This window comes from Novosphingopyxis iocasae (genome assembly GCF_014334095.1).
GTDB lineage: Bacteria > Pseudomonadota > Alphaproteobacteria > Sphingomonadales > Sphingomonadaceae > Novosphingopyxis > Novosphingopyxis iocasae.
The window spans coordinates 631,303-648,861 of sequence record NZ_CP060495.1 but is presented as its reverse complement, the minus strand read 5'-3'; the positions used below and the strand labels follow the sequence as shown (position 1 = coordinate 648,861).

The window sequence follows — 17,559 nt, the reverse complement described above, 5'->3', positions numbered from 1 at the left end:
GGCTGGCCAGTGCCATCCGCACGCAGTTCGCTAAATTGTAAGGGAGTTACTGCGACCGCGAATAATAGTCCTGAAGTGAGCGAACTTCAAGGTGGTGTGACTTCAACGCCCGGATTGCCCCCATCGCCGCCACGCCCGCTGCTGCAGTGGTATAGCTTGCGACGTTCTGTCGCAGCGCCGAACCGCGGATGCTGGCGCTGTCTTTCAGCGACTGCCAGCCCTCGGTCGTGTTGAAGATCATATCCACACTGCCGTCCTTGATCCGGTCGACAATATGGGGCCGTCCCTCGGCCACCTTGTTCACATGCTCCACCTCAAGCCCCTCCCCTTGCAGGAAAGCCGCGGTGCCGCCGGTGGCGATCACCTTGAAGCCCAGCTCAAGCGCGTCGCGGACGGCGGGCAGGATCACCGGCTTGTCGCTGTCCTTCACGGACACGAACAACGTGCCTTCCATCGGCAGTTTCATGCCCGCGCCGATTTGCGACTTGGCAAAGGCCGTCGCGAAATCGCCGTCGATGCCCATCACTTCGCCGGTAGACTTCATCTCCGGGCTCAGCACCGGATCGACGCCGGGGAAGCGCGCAAAGGGGAACACCGCCTCCTTCACCGCGACATGATCGATGTCGAGATCGATCGCGGGCAGGTCGGCCAGCTTTTCGCCCGCCATCACCCGCGCGGCGATCTTGGCCACCGGCACACCGATCGCCTTGGCGACGAAGGGCACGGTGCGGCTGGCGCGCGGGTTCACCTCGATGAGGTACACCTCGCCGTCCTTCACCGCGAATTGCACGTTCATCAGGCCGCGCACATTTAGGCCGAAGGCAAGCGCCTCGGTCTGACGACGGATCTCGGCGATGATGCCGGCGGGCAAGCTATGCGGCGGAAGCGAACAAGCGCTGTCGCCCGAATGGACACCGGCTTCCTCGATATGTTCAAGCACGCCCGCGACCACCACCTGATCGCCGTCGCAGATCGCATCGACATCCACCTCGGTGGCATCGCGCAGATATTGGTCGATCAGGACGGGGCTGTCGCCGGACACCTGCACCGCGGTCTCGATATAATTTTCGAGCTGTTGGGGGCTGTCGACGATCTCCATCGCGCGGCCACCGAGCACATAGCTCGGACGCAGCAGCACCGGATAACCGATGCGCTCCGCTCCTGCGAGCGCCTCCTCCAGGCTGCGTGCAATGCCGTTCTCGGGCTGCTTCAGATCGAGTTTGCGGATGAGCTTCGCGAACCGCTCCCGGTCCTCGGCCAGATCGATCGCGTCGGGATCGGTGCCCAGGATCGGAATGCCCGCATCCTCCAGCGCCTGCGCCAGGCCAAGCGGCGTCTGTCCGCCGAACTGCACGATCACACCCTTCAGTTTGCCCTTCGTCTGCTCGATATGCAGCACTTCGAGCACGTCCTCCGCGGTCAGCGGTTCGAAATAGAGCCGGTCGGACGTGTCGTAATCGGTGCTCACCGTTTCCGGATTGCAGTTGATCATGATCGTCTCGTAGCCAGCCTCTTCCAGCGCGAAGCAGGCGTGGCAGCAGCAATAGTCGAACTCGATCCCCTGCCCGATCCGGTTGGGGCCGCCACCCAGGATCACGACCTTCTCGCGGTCGGACGGTTCGGCTTCATCCTCCGGTTCACCGAAGATCGGCGCTTCGTAGGTCGAGTACATGTAAGGCGTGGCCGCATCGAACTCGCCCGCACAGCTGTCGATGCGCTTGTACACGGGCCGCACGCCAAGCTTGTGCCGCAGCGCGCAGACTTCCGCCTCGTTCGTTGCGCCAGCCATTGCCTGGATGACCGAACCGATCAGCCCGCGCGACTGGGCGACAGTGCGCCCCGTGCCGTGCGCGACGTGGACCGAATCGACCGCGAGGTTGGCAAGGCGGCTATCGGAAAAGCCCATGGCCTTCAGGCGTCGCAGCCCAGCTGCGTCGATCGGCAGACCGTTTTCCTCGATATCCGCCTCGGCTTTGATGATCGCCTCGATCTGGCGCAGGAACCACGGATCATAGAAAGTGATCGCGTGGATTTCCTCGACGGTGAAGCCCTCGCGCATCGCCTGCGCCACCACCAGAATGCGCTGCGGCGTCGCCTTGGACAGCGCCTCCACGATCCGCTCCCGGCTGATGCCCTGAATGTCGCGGACGCGGTTGAAGCCGTCGAGCCCGGTTTCCAGGCCACGCAGCGCCTTCTGCATACTTTCGGCAAAGCTGCGGCCGATGGCCATCACCTCGCCCACCGACTTCATCGAGGTGGCGAGATAGGGCTCGGCGCCCTTGAACTTTTCGAAGGCGAAGCGCGGGATCTTGGTGACGACGTAATCGATCGTCGGCTCGAAGCTCGCAGGCATCGCGCCGCCGGTGATGTCGTTGGCAATCTCGTCCAGCGTATAGCCTACGGCCAGCTTCGCTGCGACCTTGGCGATGGGAAAACCGGTGGCCTTGGAGGCGAGCGCAGAGCTGCGCGATACGCGCGGGTTCATCTCGATCACGACCAGGCGGCCGTCCTTCGGATTGACCGCGAACTGCACGTTCGATCCGCCGGTTTCCACGCCGATTTCGCGCAGCACCGCCAGCGATGCGTTGCGCATGATCTGATATTCCTTGTCGGTCAGCGTGAGAGCTGGCGCGACGGTGATGGAATCGCCCGTGTGGACGCCCATCGGATCGACATTTTCGATCGAGCAGATGATGATGCAGTTGTCGTTCCGGTCCCGGACGACCTCCATCTCATATTCTTTCCAGCCGAGCACCGATTCCTCGATCAGCACTTCGGTGGTCGGGCTGGCATAGAGGCCGCCGCGCACGATTTCCTCGAACTCCTCGCGGTTATACGCGATGCCGCCGCCGGTGCCGCCCATGGTGAAGCTGGGACGGATGATCGCCGGCAGGCCCGTACGCTCCACGGCCTCAAGCGCCTCTTCCATCGTGTGCACGGTGGCCGAGCGCGGGCTTTCCAGGCCGATCTTGTCCATCGCCTCGCGAAAGCGCTGCCGGTTTTCCGCCTTGTCGATCGCATCCGCCTTCGCGCCGATCAGCTCCACGCCATATTTTTCGAGCGTGCCGTCCTTGTCGAGCGCCAGCGCACAGTTGAGCGCGGTCTGCCCGCCCATGGTGGGCAGCACGGCGAGCACCTCGTCCGGCCGCTCGGCGCGTTCCTTGGCGATGATTTTGGCAACCATTTCGGGCGTCACCGGCTCGATATAAGTCGCGTCCGCCATGTCCGGATCGGTCATGATCGTGGCGGGGTTGGAGTTCACGAGGACGATGCGATAGCCCTCCTCGCGCAGCGCCTTGATGGCCTGAGTGCCCGAATAATCGAACTCGCAAGCCTGCCCGATAATAATCGGCCCCGCGCCGATGACGAGGATGGTGGAGATGTCAGTGCGTTTGGGCATTAGAAGTGCTCTTGTCCCAGCTTGGTCAACTTGTGAAATGCCGTTGCATCAAGCCTTAAAGATTGTGAAAGCTTCCCAGGCATCTCTCTTGTGGATCTGCCAAAGGTATCAATCTGGATTAGTTTCTCTCCGTCGCATTCAATGAGGCGAACGACCGCTTCCACGTCATCGTGAGGCCGGACGTGATCCAAATCACCAATTTCGAAATCGCGAACGGTTGCCATCACACTGCCTCCTTCGACAGCTTCCCAACAAACTTCTCGAAGAGATAAAAACTGTCCTGCGGGCCTGGGCTGGCCTCCGGGTGATATTGCACGCCGAAGACGCGGCCACCCTTGGCTTCGAGCCCGCAATTGGTTCCGTCGAACAGGCTGACATGCGTCTGGGTCACGCCCTCTGGCAGCGTGCCGCCGTCCACGGCAAAACCGTGGTTCATGCTAGTGATCTCGACCACGCCGTCTTCCAGGCGCTTGACCGGATGGTTCGCGCCGCGGTGACCCTGGAACATTTTTGCCGTTTTCGCGCCGAGCGCGAGGCCGAGCAGCTGGTGGCCGAGGCAGATGCCGAAGATCGGCATGTCGCGCTCCAGCAGCCCCTGGATCACCGGCACGGCATATTCGCCCGTCGCCGCGGGATCGCCGGGGCCGTTGGATAGGAACACGCCATCGGGCTTCAGCGCCATGATATCGTCGAGCGAGGCGCGCGCCGACACGACGGTGACGCGGGCACCCGCCCGCACGAGGTTGCGGAAAATGTTGCGCTTGGCACCGTAATCGATTGCCACGACATGGGGCGCGCCGTCGCGCGGGCTATCGGCAAAACCGCTACCCAGTTCCCAGGTGCCGCCCTTGTCCCACAGATGGGTTTCCTCGCCGGTGACTTCGCCTGCCAGATCCATGCCTTCCAGCCCGGTCCAGTCGTTCAGCGCCTTCATCAGCAGATCGCGGTCGAACAGGCCTTCCTTGCTGTAGGCGATTACCGCGCCCGGCGCGCCTTCGCGGCGGACGAGGCGGGTCAGCGCGCGGGTGTCGACGCCGGACAGGCCGATCAGCCCCTCGCCCGCCATCCAGTCGTCGAAACGCTGGGCATGGCGGAAGTTGCTGGGCGCGGTCACGTCTTCGCGCACCAGACAGCCCAGCGCGTGGGCGTGATCCGCCTCCACGTCTTCGTCGTTCGCGCCGACATTGCCGATATGCGGGAAGGTGAAGGTGATGATCTGCCCGGCATAGCTGGGGTCCGTCATCACTTCCTGATAGCCGGTCATCGCCGTGTTGAAGCACAGTTCGCCCACGCGCATGCCTTCCGCGCCGAAGCCCTTGCCCCAGACGGCGCGGCCACTGGGCAATAACAGCAACCCCGTGGCACCGGGCGGAGCGTCGGGAATGCCGGTATCGGACATGGGGCGAAATCCTTGTTTTGCGCGTGCGATCGGGCCGCGCTCGGCGGCCTTTCGAAGTGGCGATGGGCTACAACCGGCAAGGCTGCACGGTCAATCTAGGAAAGATCGGGGAAGGCCGCTATGGTGGTACTTTATTTCTCACGACATTTCCGGAGCTGAACCCATGATTCGCGATGAGCTGAAGGCTGCCCAGATCGCCGCCATGAAAGGCGGGGACAAGGAGCGCTTGGCCGCAGTCCGCCTGATGCTGGCCAAGGTGAAGGACCGCGATATCGAACTGCGCGGCAAGGAGCCGGGCGACGACGATGCGATGGTGATCGACGTGCTGCAGAAGATGGCGAAGCAGCGCCGCGAATCGATTCAGATGTACGAGGATGGCGGGCGCGATGAGCTGGCCGCCGCCGAACGCAGCGAGCTGGCCGTGATCGAACAGTTCCTGCCCGCGCAGATGAGCGAAGACGAAACGCGCGCGGCGATCGAGGGCATTAAAGCGGATCTTAACGCTTCGGGCATGAAGGATATGGGGCGCGTGATGGCCGAGCTGAAGGCCCGCCACGGGACCGAGCTCGACATGAGCCGGGCCAGCGCGCTCGTGAAGGAGAGCCTGTCATGAAGCCCATCGTCCTTACCGCCCTTGCCGCTTCGCTGGCGCTCGGCGCCTGCGCGCGCGCCGACGATGTCGATAACGAGAGCAACGCGACGAGCGAGGCGAAGGAAGCTGCGCTCGAAGCGCAGACCGACGATTTCGTGATCAATGCCGAGGATTTCGGCCGGGAGCAGCTGGGCGGCAAGATCGAAGGCCCCGCCGGGCCGGAAGTCGAAGCCTCGCTGCTGATGGCCGACGGCACCTCGATCGGGGATATCCGCAGCTATGTCGCCTGTCCCGAAAACATCAGCGTGTGCGATCCGGCGAAGCTACCTGCGGACACGATCTACACCTATGTCCATGTCGTGACGCCGGGCGTGGACGAGCCCAATGACGATGCGATCGGCACGCCTAAAGCGATCAAGCCGGTCGCCAAATCGGTGACCTTCCGTACCGACATGCCGGCGGGCGGTTTCGTCGGCCATGCCGGCTATTCGCTGGAACAAGCGCGCGCGGCGCTCGGCCCGCAAGGGACGTTCACCGTCTCGTGCAACGAAGGCAAGCTGGTATGGGAAGTGGCCTCCGGAGAATTCTGGGGCACGGGTGAGCCGGTCACCTTCTTCTGGAAATCCAGGAAACCGCCACAGGGCCCGGCCAAGGCCTATGGTTTCGACGCGGACGGGTTCACGGCGAACGGCACCGGCCCCTTCCCCGCCCCGCAGGCGGATGGCGACGCGACCGGTTGCACCTGATTTCACGCGGTGGCGGCAATGCCGCCTTGGCGAATCCCGGGGCGCTGCCTAGACTGAGAGCATGACCCTTTCCCCGCAATGGCTCGACCAGCTCAAGGACCGGATCAGCCTGTCCTCGCTGATCGGCCGATCGATCAAACTCACGCGCGCGGGGCGTGAGTACAAGGCGTGCTGCCCGTTCCATAACGAGAAATCGCCGAGCTTTACGGTGGTGGAGGAAAAGGGCTTTTACCACTGCTTCGGTTGCGGCGCGCATGGCAGCGCAATCGACTGGATGATCCAGCACCAGGGGCTGGACTTCATGGAAGCCGTCAAGGCGTTGGCAGACGAGGCCGGCATGGACGTGCCCGCCCCCGATCCCCGCGCCGCGCGGCAGGCGGAAAAGCGCGCCAGTCTGCACGATGTGATGGAAGCGGCACAGACGCGTTACCGAGACAAGCTGGGTGGCCTGGAGGGCGCAGGCGCGCGCGCTTATCTGGAACAGCGCGGCTTTTCGGGCGAGATCGTCAAGAATTTCGGCTTCGGTTTTGCGCCGGACGAACGCGGCGGCACGCTGCGGGAGCTGTCGCGATTCGAGGAGCCGCAGCTGATCGAGGCGGGGCTGCTGATCGATGTGGAGGGCAAGCAGCCCTATGATCGCTTTCGCGGACGGCTGATGATCCCGATCCGCGATATCCGCGGCCGCGTGATCGCCTTCGGTGGCCGGATCCTGGGCGACGGCACGCCCAAATATCTGAACTCGCCGGACACGCCGCTGTTCGACAAGGGGCGCACGCTCTACAATCTGGACAAGGCCGCGCCCGCCGCGCGCCAGACGGGCCGGATGATCGTGGTCGAAGGTTATATGGACGCGATCGCGCTGGCGCAGGCGGGGTTCGCGGATGTGGTCGCCCCGCTCGGCACCGCGCTTACCGAAACGCAGATCGAGATGCTGTGGAAGCACACCGAATGTCCCGTCCTCTGCTTCGACGGGGACAGCGCGGGCCAGCGCGCGGCCATGCGGGCCGCCGAGCGTGCGATGCCGCTGCTGCGCCCTGGCCACAGCCTTGCCTTCGTGACGCTTCCCGCTGGACAGGACCCGGACGATCTGGTGCGCAGCGCCGGCCCGCGCGCCTTTGCAGAGCTGCTGGAACGCGCAGAGCCTCTGGTCGAGCGACTATGGAATCACGAACGCGCCGCCGCCCCGCTCGTCACGCCTGAACAGCGCGCGGCGCTAAAAGCCCGGCTGAACGGGCATGCGACGAACATTCGCGATGACGACATTCGCCATCATTATCATGCAGCCTTTCGCGAGCGGCTCGATTCGCTGTTCGCGCGCCAGCAGCGTCCGCAAGGTCGATATGAGCGCGGTAACAATTCTCGTCCGGGCCGCGCACCGTGGCGTCCTGCGCCCCGCCCCGCCTCGGCAGCGTTAAAGGGCTTCAATGCGGCCAGCTTCGACCATGCCATGGCTTGCGCCGTGGTAGCAGGGCTGGAGCGTTATCCCGACATCGCCCATTCGCATTTCGAAATTCTCGGCGATTTTCACCCCGCGGACGCGAAATTGGCCGAGCGCCTGGACGCGCTGCTATCCGTTCCGGCAGCCCGGCACGCCAAAGGGGTTGATCAACGTGGGGATTATCCCATATCAGCCGCAGCTGGATTGTATAATAGAGCGCAAGGGCCGAACGGGGCCGAGCCGCTGATCTTTTCCTTCAATCGGCCAAACACACCCGGCGCGGCTCCTGATGGGGTCGTCGAACGGGCAAAGCGGGATTTGTGCGAAGCTATTCGCGTCATGGTGGAACGCCCCGCGATCGAGGCCGCGCTGGAACGCGCGACCCGCGCCGCGGAAACGAACCTGACCGAAGATAGTTACGCAGAACAACAGAGACTGCGCGCCGTGCGGGAGGAATTCGACCGTCGGCTCGCCGACCTTATGCAGGACGAGGGCTAACCCCCTCCCCTCATTGCAAATTGAGAGAGTAGAGCATTGGCAACTCGGGCGAAGAAGAACGAAGCGAACGGTGATGCGGATAATGGCGATGCACCGCTGATCGACCTCAACGACGCGAAAATCAAAAAATTGCTGAGCCGCGCTAAGAAGCGCGGATATCTCACTTATGATGAGCTGAACGACGCTCTTCCGCAGGATCAGATGAATTCGGAGCAGATCGAGGACGTGATGTCCGCAATCTCCGAAATGGGCGTGAACATCGTCGAAAATGACGAGGAAGCCGCCGAAGAGCCTGAAGACGAAGTCGAAAGCGTCGACGCCAAGGATTCCGCCGACAAGAAGGGCGCGGACAAGAAGGCCGCTGTCAAAAAGCCCGCCGCGGGTGAGCGCACGGACGATCCGGTGCGCATGTACCTGCGCGAAATGGGCGCGGTCGAACTGCTGAGCCGCGAAGGCGAGATCGCCATCGCCAAGCGGATCGAGGCTGGCCGGGACACGATGATCCTGGGTCTTTGCGAATCGCCCATCACCTTTCACGCCATCATTGAATGGTCCGCCGCCCTGAACGAGGGCGAGATGCAGCTTCGTGAGATTCTCGATCTCGACGCCATGCTCTCCAAGGAGCCTGCTCCGGAGAATATGGAAGAAGACGAGGACGACGACGGCGAGATCAGCGAAAAGACTGCCGGACCGTCCTACAAGGATGAAGAGGACGAGGAAGATAATTCGGACGAAGGCGACGACGAGGATGAAGACGGCGCTTCCGCCCGCAAGAAGCGTGAGGATGAAGAGGACGAGGAGGACAACACCCTTAGCCTAGCGCAGATGGAAGAGACGCTGAAGCCTGGCGCACTGGAGCGCTTCGCGCGGATCGAAGATCTTTTCCGCAAATTCTCCAAGCTGCAGGAAACGCGCATGAACGCGCTTGGCGTCGGAAATGATCTGAGCGCCGCGCAGGAGAAGAAGTATCACCAGCTGCGTGAAGATCTGACCGCCGAGGTGGAATCGGTACAGTTCCACGCGACCAAGATCGAATATCTGGTGGACCAGCTTTATGCCTTTAACCGGCGCCTCACCACGCTGGGCGGCCAGATGCTGCGCCTTGCCGAGCGCCACAAGGTGCCGCGCGGCCAGTTCCTGGAGCAGTATGTTGGCCATGAGCTGGATGAGAACTGGCTCGAAACGGTCTCTGGTATCGACCGTAAGTGGAAGAAATTCGTCGATAATGAAGCCGATGCGGTTGACCGTATCCGTACCGAGATCGGCGATATCGCGTCGGCCACTGGCATGTCCTTGGGCGAATTCCGCCGCATCGTGAATATGGTGCAGAAAGGCGAGCGCGAGGCGCGCATCGCCAAGAAGGAAATGGTCGAGGCGAACCTGCGCCTCGTGATCTCCATCGCCAAGAAATATACCAACCGCGGCCTGCAGTTCCTCGACCTCATTCAGGAAGGCAATATCGGCCTGATGAAGGCGGTGGACAAATTCGAATATCGTCGCGGTTACAAGTTCAGCACCTACGCGACGTGGTGGATCCGCCAGGCGATCACCCGCTCGATCGCCGATCAGGCGCGCACGATCCGTATCCCGGTCCACATGATCGAGACGATCAACAAGCTGGTGCGCACGAGCCGCCAGTTCCTGCACGAGCAGGGCCGCGAGCCTACCCCGGAGGAAATGGCCGAACGCCTTTCCATGCCGCTGGAAAAGGTTCGCAAGGTGATGAAAATCGCCAAGGAACCGATCAGCCTCGAAACGCCGATCGGCGACGAAGAGGATTCGCATCTGGGTGATTTCATTGAGGACAAGAACGCGATCATCCCGGTGGATGCGGCGATCCAGTCCAATTTGAAGGAAACGGTGACCCGCGTTTTGGCATCGCTCACACCGCGTGAGGAACGCGTGCTGCGCATGCGTTTCGGCATCGGCATGAACACCGATCATACGCTGGAGGAAGTGGGCCAGCAGTTCAGCGTGACCCGCGAACGTATCCGCCAGATTGAGGCGAAAGCTTTGCGCAAGCTCAAGCACCCGAGCCGCAGCCGCAAGATGCGAAGCTTCCTGGACCAGTAATCCACAGGCTATCCACCAGTTGCCCACTGGCTGAGACGCACTGGTAACTGCCTCTTCAGCATTGCGGCGTAGTTTTGCCGTGGCCCCGGGGGCAGCTTTTTGCCGCCGGTTGGTGTGGAGGGACAGGACCGCTCGTGACAGCACAGCAGCAATTCGATGCCCCGATCGGGGCGGGCGACCGGCTTATCGCCCTGAAGCAGAGCGAGGGTCACGCCTCGGCCGCGCATTATCAAGCGCTGCTCGCGAACGCGCAGCCACCCGAACTGGCAGACCTCGTTCACTTTCTGTGCCTGCTTCACGGGCGCAGGCCGGGCGTTATCGATCACGCCGCCAGCACTGCAACGGGCGACGAGCGCGCCTGGCTTGACGATGCAGCCGACGCCTTCATGAAGGAACGGCTCTATATTACGCGTCTTACCGTCGATGCGGGGCCGGTGACGGGCGTATCCGAAGACGATCATAGCGAGGCAGCCGCGGTAGAACTGCGCGGCTCCTTCCAGTTGCTCTCCCGCTCAGAAAGGCGGGGCTGCGCCATTGGCGCGGCGCTGGCGTTCGCGCTCGACTGGCCGGATCTGCGCGCCATACTCGATCCGCTCGCTCGTCGCCTGGGCATCGATCCGCCTCTGTGCGCGCTGCCGAGAGAAAGGGAAGTGCGCGATCTGGCCGAAAGCCTTTCCGCCACACCGGCCGTTTCGCGGGCAATGATGTTCGGCGCGGATCAGCTATTTCAGCTTCAGCGCGGTGCCTGGCGCCTTTTGGCGGCCCGGGCCAGACTGCGCGCGCAATAAGGTTCTTGCCCGAGCCCGCTTGCATGCAAGGAACGCGCACTTTAATCCGTCCTCAAACGATACCGATCAAGGACGGACCATATGCGTTTCGAGGGCACCCAGGACTATGTCGCCACCGATGATTTGAAGGTGGCCGTCAACGCCGCGTCCACGCTGCGGCGCCCGCTTTTGATCAAGGGAGAGCCGGGAACGGGCAAGACTGTGCTTGCCGCGGAAGTGGCCAAGTCCATGGGCGCGCCGCTGATCGAGTGGAATATCAAATCCACCACCAAAGCGCATCAGGGCCTATACGAATATGATGCCGTGGCGCGGCTACGCGACGGCCAGCTTGGCGACGAACGCGTCCACGATATTTCGAACTACATCAAGCGCGGTAAACTGTGGGAAGCGTTCACCTCCCCTGAAATGCCGGTGCTTCTGATCGATGAGATCGACAAGGCGGACATCGAGTTTCCGAACGACCTTCTGCAGGAACTCGATCGGATGGAATTTCACGTCTACGAAACCGGCGAAACGGTGAAGGCGGCCGAGCGGCCCATTGTAATCATCACGTCGAACAACGAGAAGGAACTGCCCGATGCGTTCCTGCGCCGCTGCTTCTTCCACTATATCAAGTTTCCGGACCGGGAGACGATGCAGGCGATCATCGACGTGCACTTCCCCGACATCCAGAAGATCCTTGTGCGCAAGGCAATGGATATCTTTTACGAAGTTCGCGATGTGCCGGGCCTCAAGAAGAAGCCGTCGACCAGTGAGCTGCTGGATTGGCTCAAGCTGCTGCTGGCGGAAGACATGCCGCTCGACGTGCTACAATCGAAGGACGCGACCAAGGCAATCCCCCCGCTCCACGGCGCATTGCTCAAAAACGAACAGGACATCATGCTGTTCGAACGGCTCGCCTTCATGGCGCGCCGCCAGGGCGGCTAATTCTTTGCCGACCAGTCTCTAAGTGTTGTGGCGAAGTCCGTCCGCAATCAACGTCCGTGAAGCGCTTTTCGCGTCCAGATTGTAGGCGATCTCGAAATCGCCCCAGCGCGTCCCGTCGATAATCAGCGGCATGTATACATTGCGCACAACCAGATATTCCCGGCCATCCCCCTCCTGCCGATAAACCGCCATCATATAGGGCGCGGTGCTCGCCTTGGCCTTTCGGTCAATCGGATACATTATGATGCGCCCGTTACGGCAATATTCTGTGTCATGGGTGAGATCACCCGTGGGCGCACGCGAATGACGGCTGAGATGCGTCGGCAAATATCCATTGCGGTCGGTACAGGCGCAGGCCAAAATCCTAGGATCCGAGGCTGACACATCGTCGAGAATGGGCCGCCAGTGTATATCGGCCCAGTCGCACAAGCCCGTCCGGTAGCGCTGCGGCTTGCTGTTTCCGATCGGTTTGTAATCCGTATCGAACAGGTCTGCTCGTGCCACTTTGCCGTTCGCGAGGGCCTCTTCGGTGAGCGCCGCGATCTTCTGCGCGACATCCCAGGCTCGGGTCACAAGCTCACGGTCCTCGGGCGCAAGATCTGCCTTAACGATGCTATCGAACATCTCGTTCGCAGTCATCTCCAGCCGTCCGACGCGTTCATAGGCGTCCGCCAGCTTGTCATTATTGTCGGATACCGCGGTGTCGAAGGCACCCAGTACGTTGCGAAGTTTTTCAACGTGGCTGCTGATGGTACTTGTCGCCTGCACGATATCGTCGTTCTGCCGATCAACTTCCAGCACCAGATCGGTAACGCTCAACAGCGTTCCCTCGATACGGCCGATCGATTTCTGAACGGTGTCGCTCGACTTCGTTCCGCGCTCGATCTTGGCGATCACCTGCTCTGCTTCGCTACCGAGCGATTCAATCGTGTGCGAAATATCGTCTGTCGCCTCGCGAGTTCCGCGGGCCAGTTCCTTCACTTCGCTGGCTACGACCGCAAAAGTGCGTCCTGCATCACCGGCTTTTTCCGCTTCGATGGCGGCGTTCAGCGCCAACATGTTCGTGGTGCGCGCAATTTCATCGATCGTCTGGGAGCTGCGTTTGACCTGATCCATGGCCGAGGCGAAGCCGGATACGTGATCACCCAGCGCCGAAACGAGTTCGAGCAGCCCTTCGATATGTTCGAGTGACCCGCGAATGAGCTGTGCCCCTTCCGCAAGACGCTCACGCGCGCGTTCGGAAAGCAACCGTGCCTCGTCGCTGGCATCGACCACTTGCCGCTGGTCTGCTTCAAGCGCGCCGACCGTATCGATCAGCGCTCCATGCTCGCGCCGCAGCCGCTCTGATGATGCAATAACGGTTTGGACGATACCGGCGACGTCGCTGCAACCAACCGTAACCTCGCCGCAACTTGCCGGAATCTGCGCAAGCGCTTCGCTAGCGGAGGTCTGGATGATCTCATGCTTCACTGGTAACGTTTCCCTTTTAGTCCCGACGACTGCTAGCCTCCAGATGGTTAGCGCCGCGTAAACGCAGAATAGGAATTCCGAACAATGTTCTTCGCCTTCATGGACGAACTGCGCACCGCCGGGATCGGGGTGACGTTGAAAGAACATCTGATGCTGCTTGAGGCGCTAGAGAGCGAGGTGATCGAGCGGCGGCCCGAGGAGTTCTATTATCTCGCGCGCGCCACGCTGGTGAAAGACGAAGGCAAGCTGGATCGCTTCGATCAGGTATTCTCCAAGGTCTTCAAGGGTCTGGAGACGAACTATGGGACCGAGCAGCAGGATATTCCGCTAGATTGGTTGAAAGCGGTCGCGGAGAAATATCTGTCTCCGGAAGAAATGGCGGAGATCGAAAAGATCGGCGACTGGGACGAGCTGATGGATACGCTCAAGAAGCGCTTGGAAGAACAGGAAGAGCGCCACCAAGGCGGCAACAAGTGGATCGGCACTGGCGGCACAAGCCCCTATGGCAATTCGGGCTACAATCCGGAAGGCGTGCGTATCGGCGGAGAATCGCGCCACAAAAAGGCGGTGAAGGTCTGGGATAAGCGCGAGTTCAAAAACCTCGACAACACGCGGGAGCTGGGCACGCGCAACATCAAGGTGGCGCTACGCCGGCTGCGCCGGTTTGCGCGCGAAGGCGCGGCGGAAGAGCTGGATATCGATGCCACCATTCGCGGCACCGCCAAGCAGGGCTGGCTCGACATCCACATGCGGCCCGAACGGCATAATGCGGTGAAGCTGCTCTTGTTTCTGGACGTCGGCGGATCGATGGATCCGTTCGTAAAACTGACTGAAGAGCTATTCAGCGCGGCGACGAGCGAGTTCAAGAATCTGGAGTTCTTCTATTTCCACAATTGCCTTTACGAAGGCGTATGGAAGGACAACCGCCGCCGCTTCACCGAGCGGACGCCGACCTGGGATATCCTGCACAAATATGGCCATGACTATAAAGTGATCATCGTCGGCGATGCGTCGATGAGCCCCTATGAGATCAGCCATCCAGGCGGCAGCGTAGAACATTTCAACGAGGAAGCGGGCGCGGTCTGGCTGCACCGCCTGACCAATACCTACCCCGCCACCGCCTGGATCAACCCGGTGCCAGAGCGCCAGTGGGGCTACTCGCAGAGCGTGAAGATGATCCGCGATCTGGTGGACGGCCGCATGTATCCGCTGACGCTGGACGGTCTTGACGATGCGATGCGCGAACTGAGCCGCAAGCAGGGGCAGTAGTCTCAGCGCAGCGATCGATATCCTAGGTCGCCGCCTCCGACAAACTTCCTTATAGCGCCTTCGGCTTAGCGTTTCCTAACGAACTCCGCGCGCAGGACGAGGCCTTTGATGCCGGGATATTTGCAGTCGATCTCCTGCGCGTCGCCGGTCAGGCGGATGCTTTTGATCACAGTGCCCTGCTTCAGCGTCTGGCCCGCACCCTTGACGTCGAGGTCCTTGATCAACGTCACCTGATCGCCATCGCTCAGTAGATTGCCGACAGCATCACGCACTTCAAGCGGTCCGTCATCGTCCACCGCATCCGCCGACTGCTTCGCCGTCAGTTCCGACGCCGGCATCCACTCGCCGCTTTCCTCATCATACACATAATCTTCATCGGCCATATTTCGGCTCCTTGTCCTCGTCTGCTGAAACCCTGCTACAGGGTCGCGATTAGCAACCCGATAGAGTCCAGAATTGCGCGCGTAATGCCCCTTTGGATGGACTCAATTGGGACGTTGTTCGACGAACGCCCCGTGCTTCAGCAACAAGTCCAGCAAGGCGTTAACCTCTCCTCTTGGATGGTGAGCAAAACGCGCTTCAATCTGGAATGAAGTAAAACTGGATTGTGATAGTGCCCAGTGCGCGGCATCACTTAGAAAGCCTGCCGGCTCCCTTTTTCCGCCGAGCACGAGAACCGAACCCGAACTCGGTTGCTCAACATGAGCTCGCAAACCCGTCCGCGAAAAAATACGGTCGGACGAGCTGGTGGGTTCAGCACTCCCTCTGCCCGCCAGAAGACGCTGTTTTACAGCAATATCTTCTCGTAGCCCTGGCTTCCTAATGAGGTCGGCCACGATTTCGGCAATCTGATCGAGATGTTGCTCAAGTCGCGACCCATCATTCGCCGACGGAAAATAAGCCCGTATTCGCGTATCGTTGCGCGCGAGATCGCGGAGAAGATCGAATATTGCCAATCCGTAAAGCGGTTGCACGCCAAAAGTAAGGTGCAAAGATGATCCGCCTGTAGCCAAAGCGTCATGATAATATCCACGCGGAATATAGAGAAGGTCACCCGGCTGCATTCGGATTTCATAAGCAACCGGCCCCTTCGCTCGATCGATCGCTTGTTGATCGCGGAGAATAGTGCCTGAAACAGGTCGATCCGCTCGATTGGCATAAATGCGCCAGACTTTCTCGCCTTCGCATTGGACGGCAAAGACTTCGTGGGGGTCGCAGTGACTCGCAAAGCCCGCCACCCCGGATTGGGAAGCATAAAGATTGACACCGACTTTTGCCGCGAACTGGCGGCCCAACGCCTCGCACAGCCGTCGAAGGGGCGGCACCCGGTCCTCCAGCCCATCGATGATCAGGGTCGCGCCCATACGCATCAGGCCTTCGATCAAATCCGCATTGGGGACTTGTTGAGCACCGTTCGCCAGTTCGCGCAGAGAATGATAATGTGCAGACGCGATCGACTGTCCGTTTGCGACGAGCTTCAGACCGGGTTCGGGCCAGTGGACCGTGTTGCGGAGCAGCGCGGATACCGTTGCACTGTCCATAAGCTCTTGCCGATCCGATGCGGCATCATCGGCAGAGACGTGCAGCGGCACATTATCGTAATATTCCGACAGAAAACGATCGAGCGAAGTAGGCGTCAGAAAATTCGCCAACCGGCTAGGACTGTCATCGGTGCCGTTGGTCATCTTGAAGAACCTCAATAAATCAGGAAATCGCTGCTTGCCGCGCACCATGCCGCCTCGTCACCATGCGCCAGCGCGTCGAGATCGCTCGGCGTGGATTGTGGGTCGTCGACCCATTCGCGCAAAGCGGGGCCGCCATTGATAACGTCGATGGCGAGATGGCCCTCGGTATATTCATATTTGAAGTCCATACCACGCCACAGCGGATAGTCCGGGTAGAGCCGCCGGATCGCCTTGAAAGCGAGGGCCTGGAGGCGCCAGGGCCGGAACGCGGCATGATCGTAGAAGCGGCCTTCCGGGTGAATGTGGACCCCGTGGCACAGCTGTCCGGCATGCTTGTGGAACGTCGGCTCGAACCAGATTTCCCGCAGTGCGCAGCCTTCCAGCCATTCCGGCGCGGCCGTGCGCATGGTATCGATCACGGCGCGCGCATCGATATCCGGTGCGCCGAAGATCTCGAGCGGGCGGGTCGTCCCCCTCCCCTCGCTCAGCGTCGCGCCCTCCAGCATCACCGTTCCAGCGTAGCTGCGGGCCATGGACAGGTTCGGCGCATTAGGGCTGGGGTTGATCCAGATGCGGCTTTCCGGCCAGCCGAAACCCGGCGTGGCATCCGGCTGCCAACCCTGCATCTCGACGACGCGATAATCCACCTCGATCCTGAAATGATCGATGAACCAACGCCCCATTTCACCCAGCGTCAATCCGTGACGCATCGGCATGGGCGCGGCGCCGACGAAACTTTCGTAGCCGGGACGCAGCGTCAACCCCTCGACCGGGCGACCCGCCGGATTGGGCCGGTCCAGCACCCAGACTTCCTTGCCATGCTCGGCGCAGGCTTCGATCATGTAGAGCAGCGTCGTGACGAAAGTGTAGATGCGGCAGCCGAGATCCTGCAGATCGATCAGGACCACATCGAAGGTGCTCATCGACTGGCCTTTCGGGCGGCGAACGTCGCCGTAGAGGCTGAACACCGGGATGCCGTGAACGCGGTCGGTCTCGTCCGGCGTCTCGACCATATTGTCCTGCTTATCGCCCTTCAGCCCATGTTGCGGGCCGAAGGCAGCGGTCAGATTGATATCCTCACATCCCGCCAGCGCGTCCAGCGAATGCGTAAGGTCCGCGGTCACAGATGCCGGATGGGCCACCAGTGCCACGCGTTTGCCTTTCAGCGGCGCGCGCAGTTCGGGTTCACTCAGAAGGCGGTCGATCCCAAATTTGAACTCGCTCAAACCAATATACTCCATCGCTCCGGCGATCCGCCGCAGACCAGTGATTGC

14 protein-coding genes are annotated in these 17,559 nt (G+C 61.3%); 7 read left to right on the top strand and 7 right to left on the bottom strand.

What is annotated here, in order from left to right; all coding sequences use genetic code 11:
- Window positions 1-46: 46 nt before the first annotated feature.
- From carB to carA, 3 genes are read right to left on the bottom strand one after another with little or no spacing between them, the layout of a single operon-like run.
- Window positions 47-3,400 (bottom strand): carbamoyl-phosphate synthase large subunit, encoded by a 3,354-nt coding sequence (gene carB, locus H7X45_RS03055; RefSeq protein WP_187336091.1) that lies wholly within the window; start codon window positions 3,398-3,400, stop codon window positions 47-49.
- Window positions 3,400-3,624, bottom strand: coding sequence for a methionyl-tRNA formyltransferase (locus H7X45_RS03050; protein WP_187336090.1), 225 nt, complete (start codon window positions 3,622-3,624; stop codon window positions 3,400-3,402). Before H7X45_RS03050 ends, carB begins: the two co-directional genes overlap by 1 nt.
- Window positions 3,624-4,799, bottom strand: coding sequence for a glutamine-hydrolyzing carbamoyl-phosphate synthase small subunit (gene carA, locus H7X45_RS03045; RefSeq protein WP_187336089.1), 1,176 nt, complete (start codon window positions 4,797-4,799; stop codon window positions 3,624-3,626). The genes H7X45_RS03050 and carA overlap by 1 nt, the downstream gene beginning before the upstream one ends.
- A 163-nt stretch (window positions 4,800-4,962) precedes the next feature.
- Between carA and H7X45_RS03040 the strand changes: the two genes are divergently transcribed.
- The 6 genes from H7X45_RS03040 to H7X45_RS03015 all read left to right on the top strand — a co-directional run bounded on the left by H7X45_RS03040 (window position 4,963) and on the right by H7X45_RS03015 (window position 11,861).
- On the top strand, window positions 4,963-5,412 hold the full coding sequence (locus H7X45_RS03040) for a GatB/YqeY domain-containing protein (RefSeq protein ID WP_187336088.1): 450 nt from the start codon (window positions 4,963-4,965) through the stop codon (window positions 5,410-5,412).
- Window positions 5,409-6,137, top strand: coding sequence for a hypothetical protein (locus H7X45_RS03035; RefSeq protein ID WP_187336087.1), 729 nt, complete (start codon window positions 5,409-5,411; stop codon window positions 6,135-6,137). Before H7X45_RS03040 ends, H7X45_RS03035 begins: the two co-directional genes overlap by 4 nt.
- A gap of 61 nt (window positions 6,138-6,198) precedes the next feature.
- Complete coding sequence (gene dnaG / locus H7X45_RS03030) at window positions 6,199-8,073, top strand: DNA primase (protein WP_187336086.1); 1,875 nt, start codon at window positions 6,199-6,201, stop codon at window positions 8,071-8,073.
- Window positions 8,074-8,109: 36 nt separating this feature from the next.
- Entirely contained in the window at window positions 8,110-10,146 is a 2,037-nt protein-coding gene (gene rpoD / locus H7X45_RS03025; protein ID WP_187336085.1) for an RNA polymerase sigma factor RpoD, read from the top strand.
- Window positions 10,147-10,280: 134 nt separating this feature from the next.
- Complete coding sequence (locus tag H7X45_RS03020; RefSeq protein WP_187336084.1) at window positions 10,281-10,934, top strand: DUF6975 family protein; 654 nt, start codon at window positions 10,281-10,283, stop codon at window positions 10,932-10,934.
- 81 nt (window positions 10,935-11,015) lie between these two features.
- A complete protein-coding gene (locus H7X45_RS03015; protein WP_187336083.1) occupies window positions 11,016-11,861 on the top strand; it encodes an AAA family ATPase in 846 nt (281 codons plus the stop codon).
- An 18-nt stretch (window positions 11,862-11,879) separates the two neighbouring features.
- Here H7X45_RS03015 and H7X45_RS03010 read toward each other — a convergent pair whose 3' ends face one another.
- A complete protein-coding gene (locus tag H7X45_RS03010) occupies window positions 11,880-13,331 on the bottom strand; it encodes a methyl-accepting chemotaxis protein (RefSeq protein ID WP_246449608.1) in 1,452 nt (483 codons plus the stop codon).
- Between the two features lie 84 nt (window positions 13,332-13,415).
- On the opposite strand from H7X45_RS03010, the gene H7X45_RS03005 reads away from it, so the two are divergent.
- Window positions 13,416-14,600, top strand: a complete 1,185-nt coding sequence (locus H7X45_RS03005; protein ID WP_187336081.1) for a vWA domain-containing protein — start codon at window positions 13,416-13,418, stop codon at window positions 14,598-14,600.
- A gap of 65 nt (window positions 14,601-14,665) precedes the next feature.
- On the opposite strand, the gene H7X45_RS03000 is transcribed toward H7X45_RS03005, so the two are convergent.
- The 3 genes from H7X45_RS03000 to H7X45_RS02990 all read right to left on the bottom strand — a co-directional run bounded on the left by H7X45_RS03000 (window position 14,666) and on the right by H7X45_RS02990 (window position 17,511).
- A complete protein-coding gene (locus H7X45_RS03000) occupies window positions 14,666-14,983 on the bottom strand; it encodes an alkylphosphonate utilization protein (protein ID WP_187336080.1) in 318 nt (105 codons plus the stop codon).
- Between the two features lie 102 nt (window positions 14,984-15,085).
- On the bottom strand, window positions 15,086-16,333 hold the full coding sequence (locus tag H7X45_RS02995) for a JmjC domain-containing protein (protein ID WP_187336079.1): 1,248 nt from the start codon (window positions 16,331-16,333) through the stop codon (window positions 15,086-15,088).
- Window positions 16,297-17,511 carry an exo-beta-N-acetylmuramidase NamZ family protein gene (locus H7X45_RS02990; protein ID WP_246449606.1) on the bottom strand — a complete coding sequence of 405 codons (1,215 nt, stop codon included), beginning with the start codon at window positions 17,509-17,511 and terminating at the stop codon, window positions 16,297-16,299. Before H7X45_RS02990 ends, H7X45_RS02995 begins: the two co-directional genes overlap by 37 nt.
- Window positions 17,512-17,559 lie beyond the last annotated feature (48 nt).

Bases quoted from the DNA above. Each gene is read 5' to 3' on its own strand.
- carB (WP_187336091.1), bottom strand. From the start codon at position 3,400: ATGCCCAAACGCACTGACATCTCCACCATCCTCGTCATCGGCGCGGGG.
- H7X45_RS03050 (WP_187336090.1), bottom strand. From the start codon at position 3,624: ATGGCAACCGTTCGCGATTTCGAAATTGGTGATTTGGATCACGTCCGG.
- carA (WP_187336089.1), bottom strand. From the start codon at position 4,799: ATGTCCGATACCGGCATTCCCGACGCTCCGCCCGGTGCCACGGGGTTG.
- H7X45_RS03040 (WP_187336088.1), top strand. From the start codon at position 4,963: ATGATTCGCGATGAGCTGAAGGCTGCCCAGATCGCCGCCATGAAAGGC.
- H7X45_RS03035 (WP_187336087.1), top strand. From the start codon at position 5,409: ATGAAGCCCATCGTCCTTACCGCCCTTGCCGCTTCGCTGGCGCTCGGC.
- dnaG (WP_187336086.1), top strand. From the start codon at position 6,199: ATGACCCTTTCCCCGCAATGGCTCGACCAGCTCAAGGACCGGATCAGC.
- H7X45_RS03015 (WP_187336083.1), top strand. From the start codon at position 11,016: ATGCGTTTCGAGGGCACCCAGGACTATGTCGCCACCGATGATTTGAAG.
- H7X45_RS03005 (WP_187336081.1), top strand. From the start codon at position 13,416: ATGTTCTTCGCCTTCATGGACGAACTGCGCACCGCCGGGATCGGGGTG.
- H7X45_RS03000 (WP_187336080.1), bottom strand. From the start codon at position 14,983: ATGGCCGATGAAGATTATGTGTATGATGAGGAAAGCGGCGAGTGGATG.
- H7X45_RS02995 (WP_187336079.1), bottom strand. From the start codon at position 16,333: ATGGTGCGCGGCAAGCAGCGATTTCCTGATTTATTGAGGTTCTTCAAG.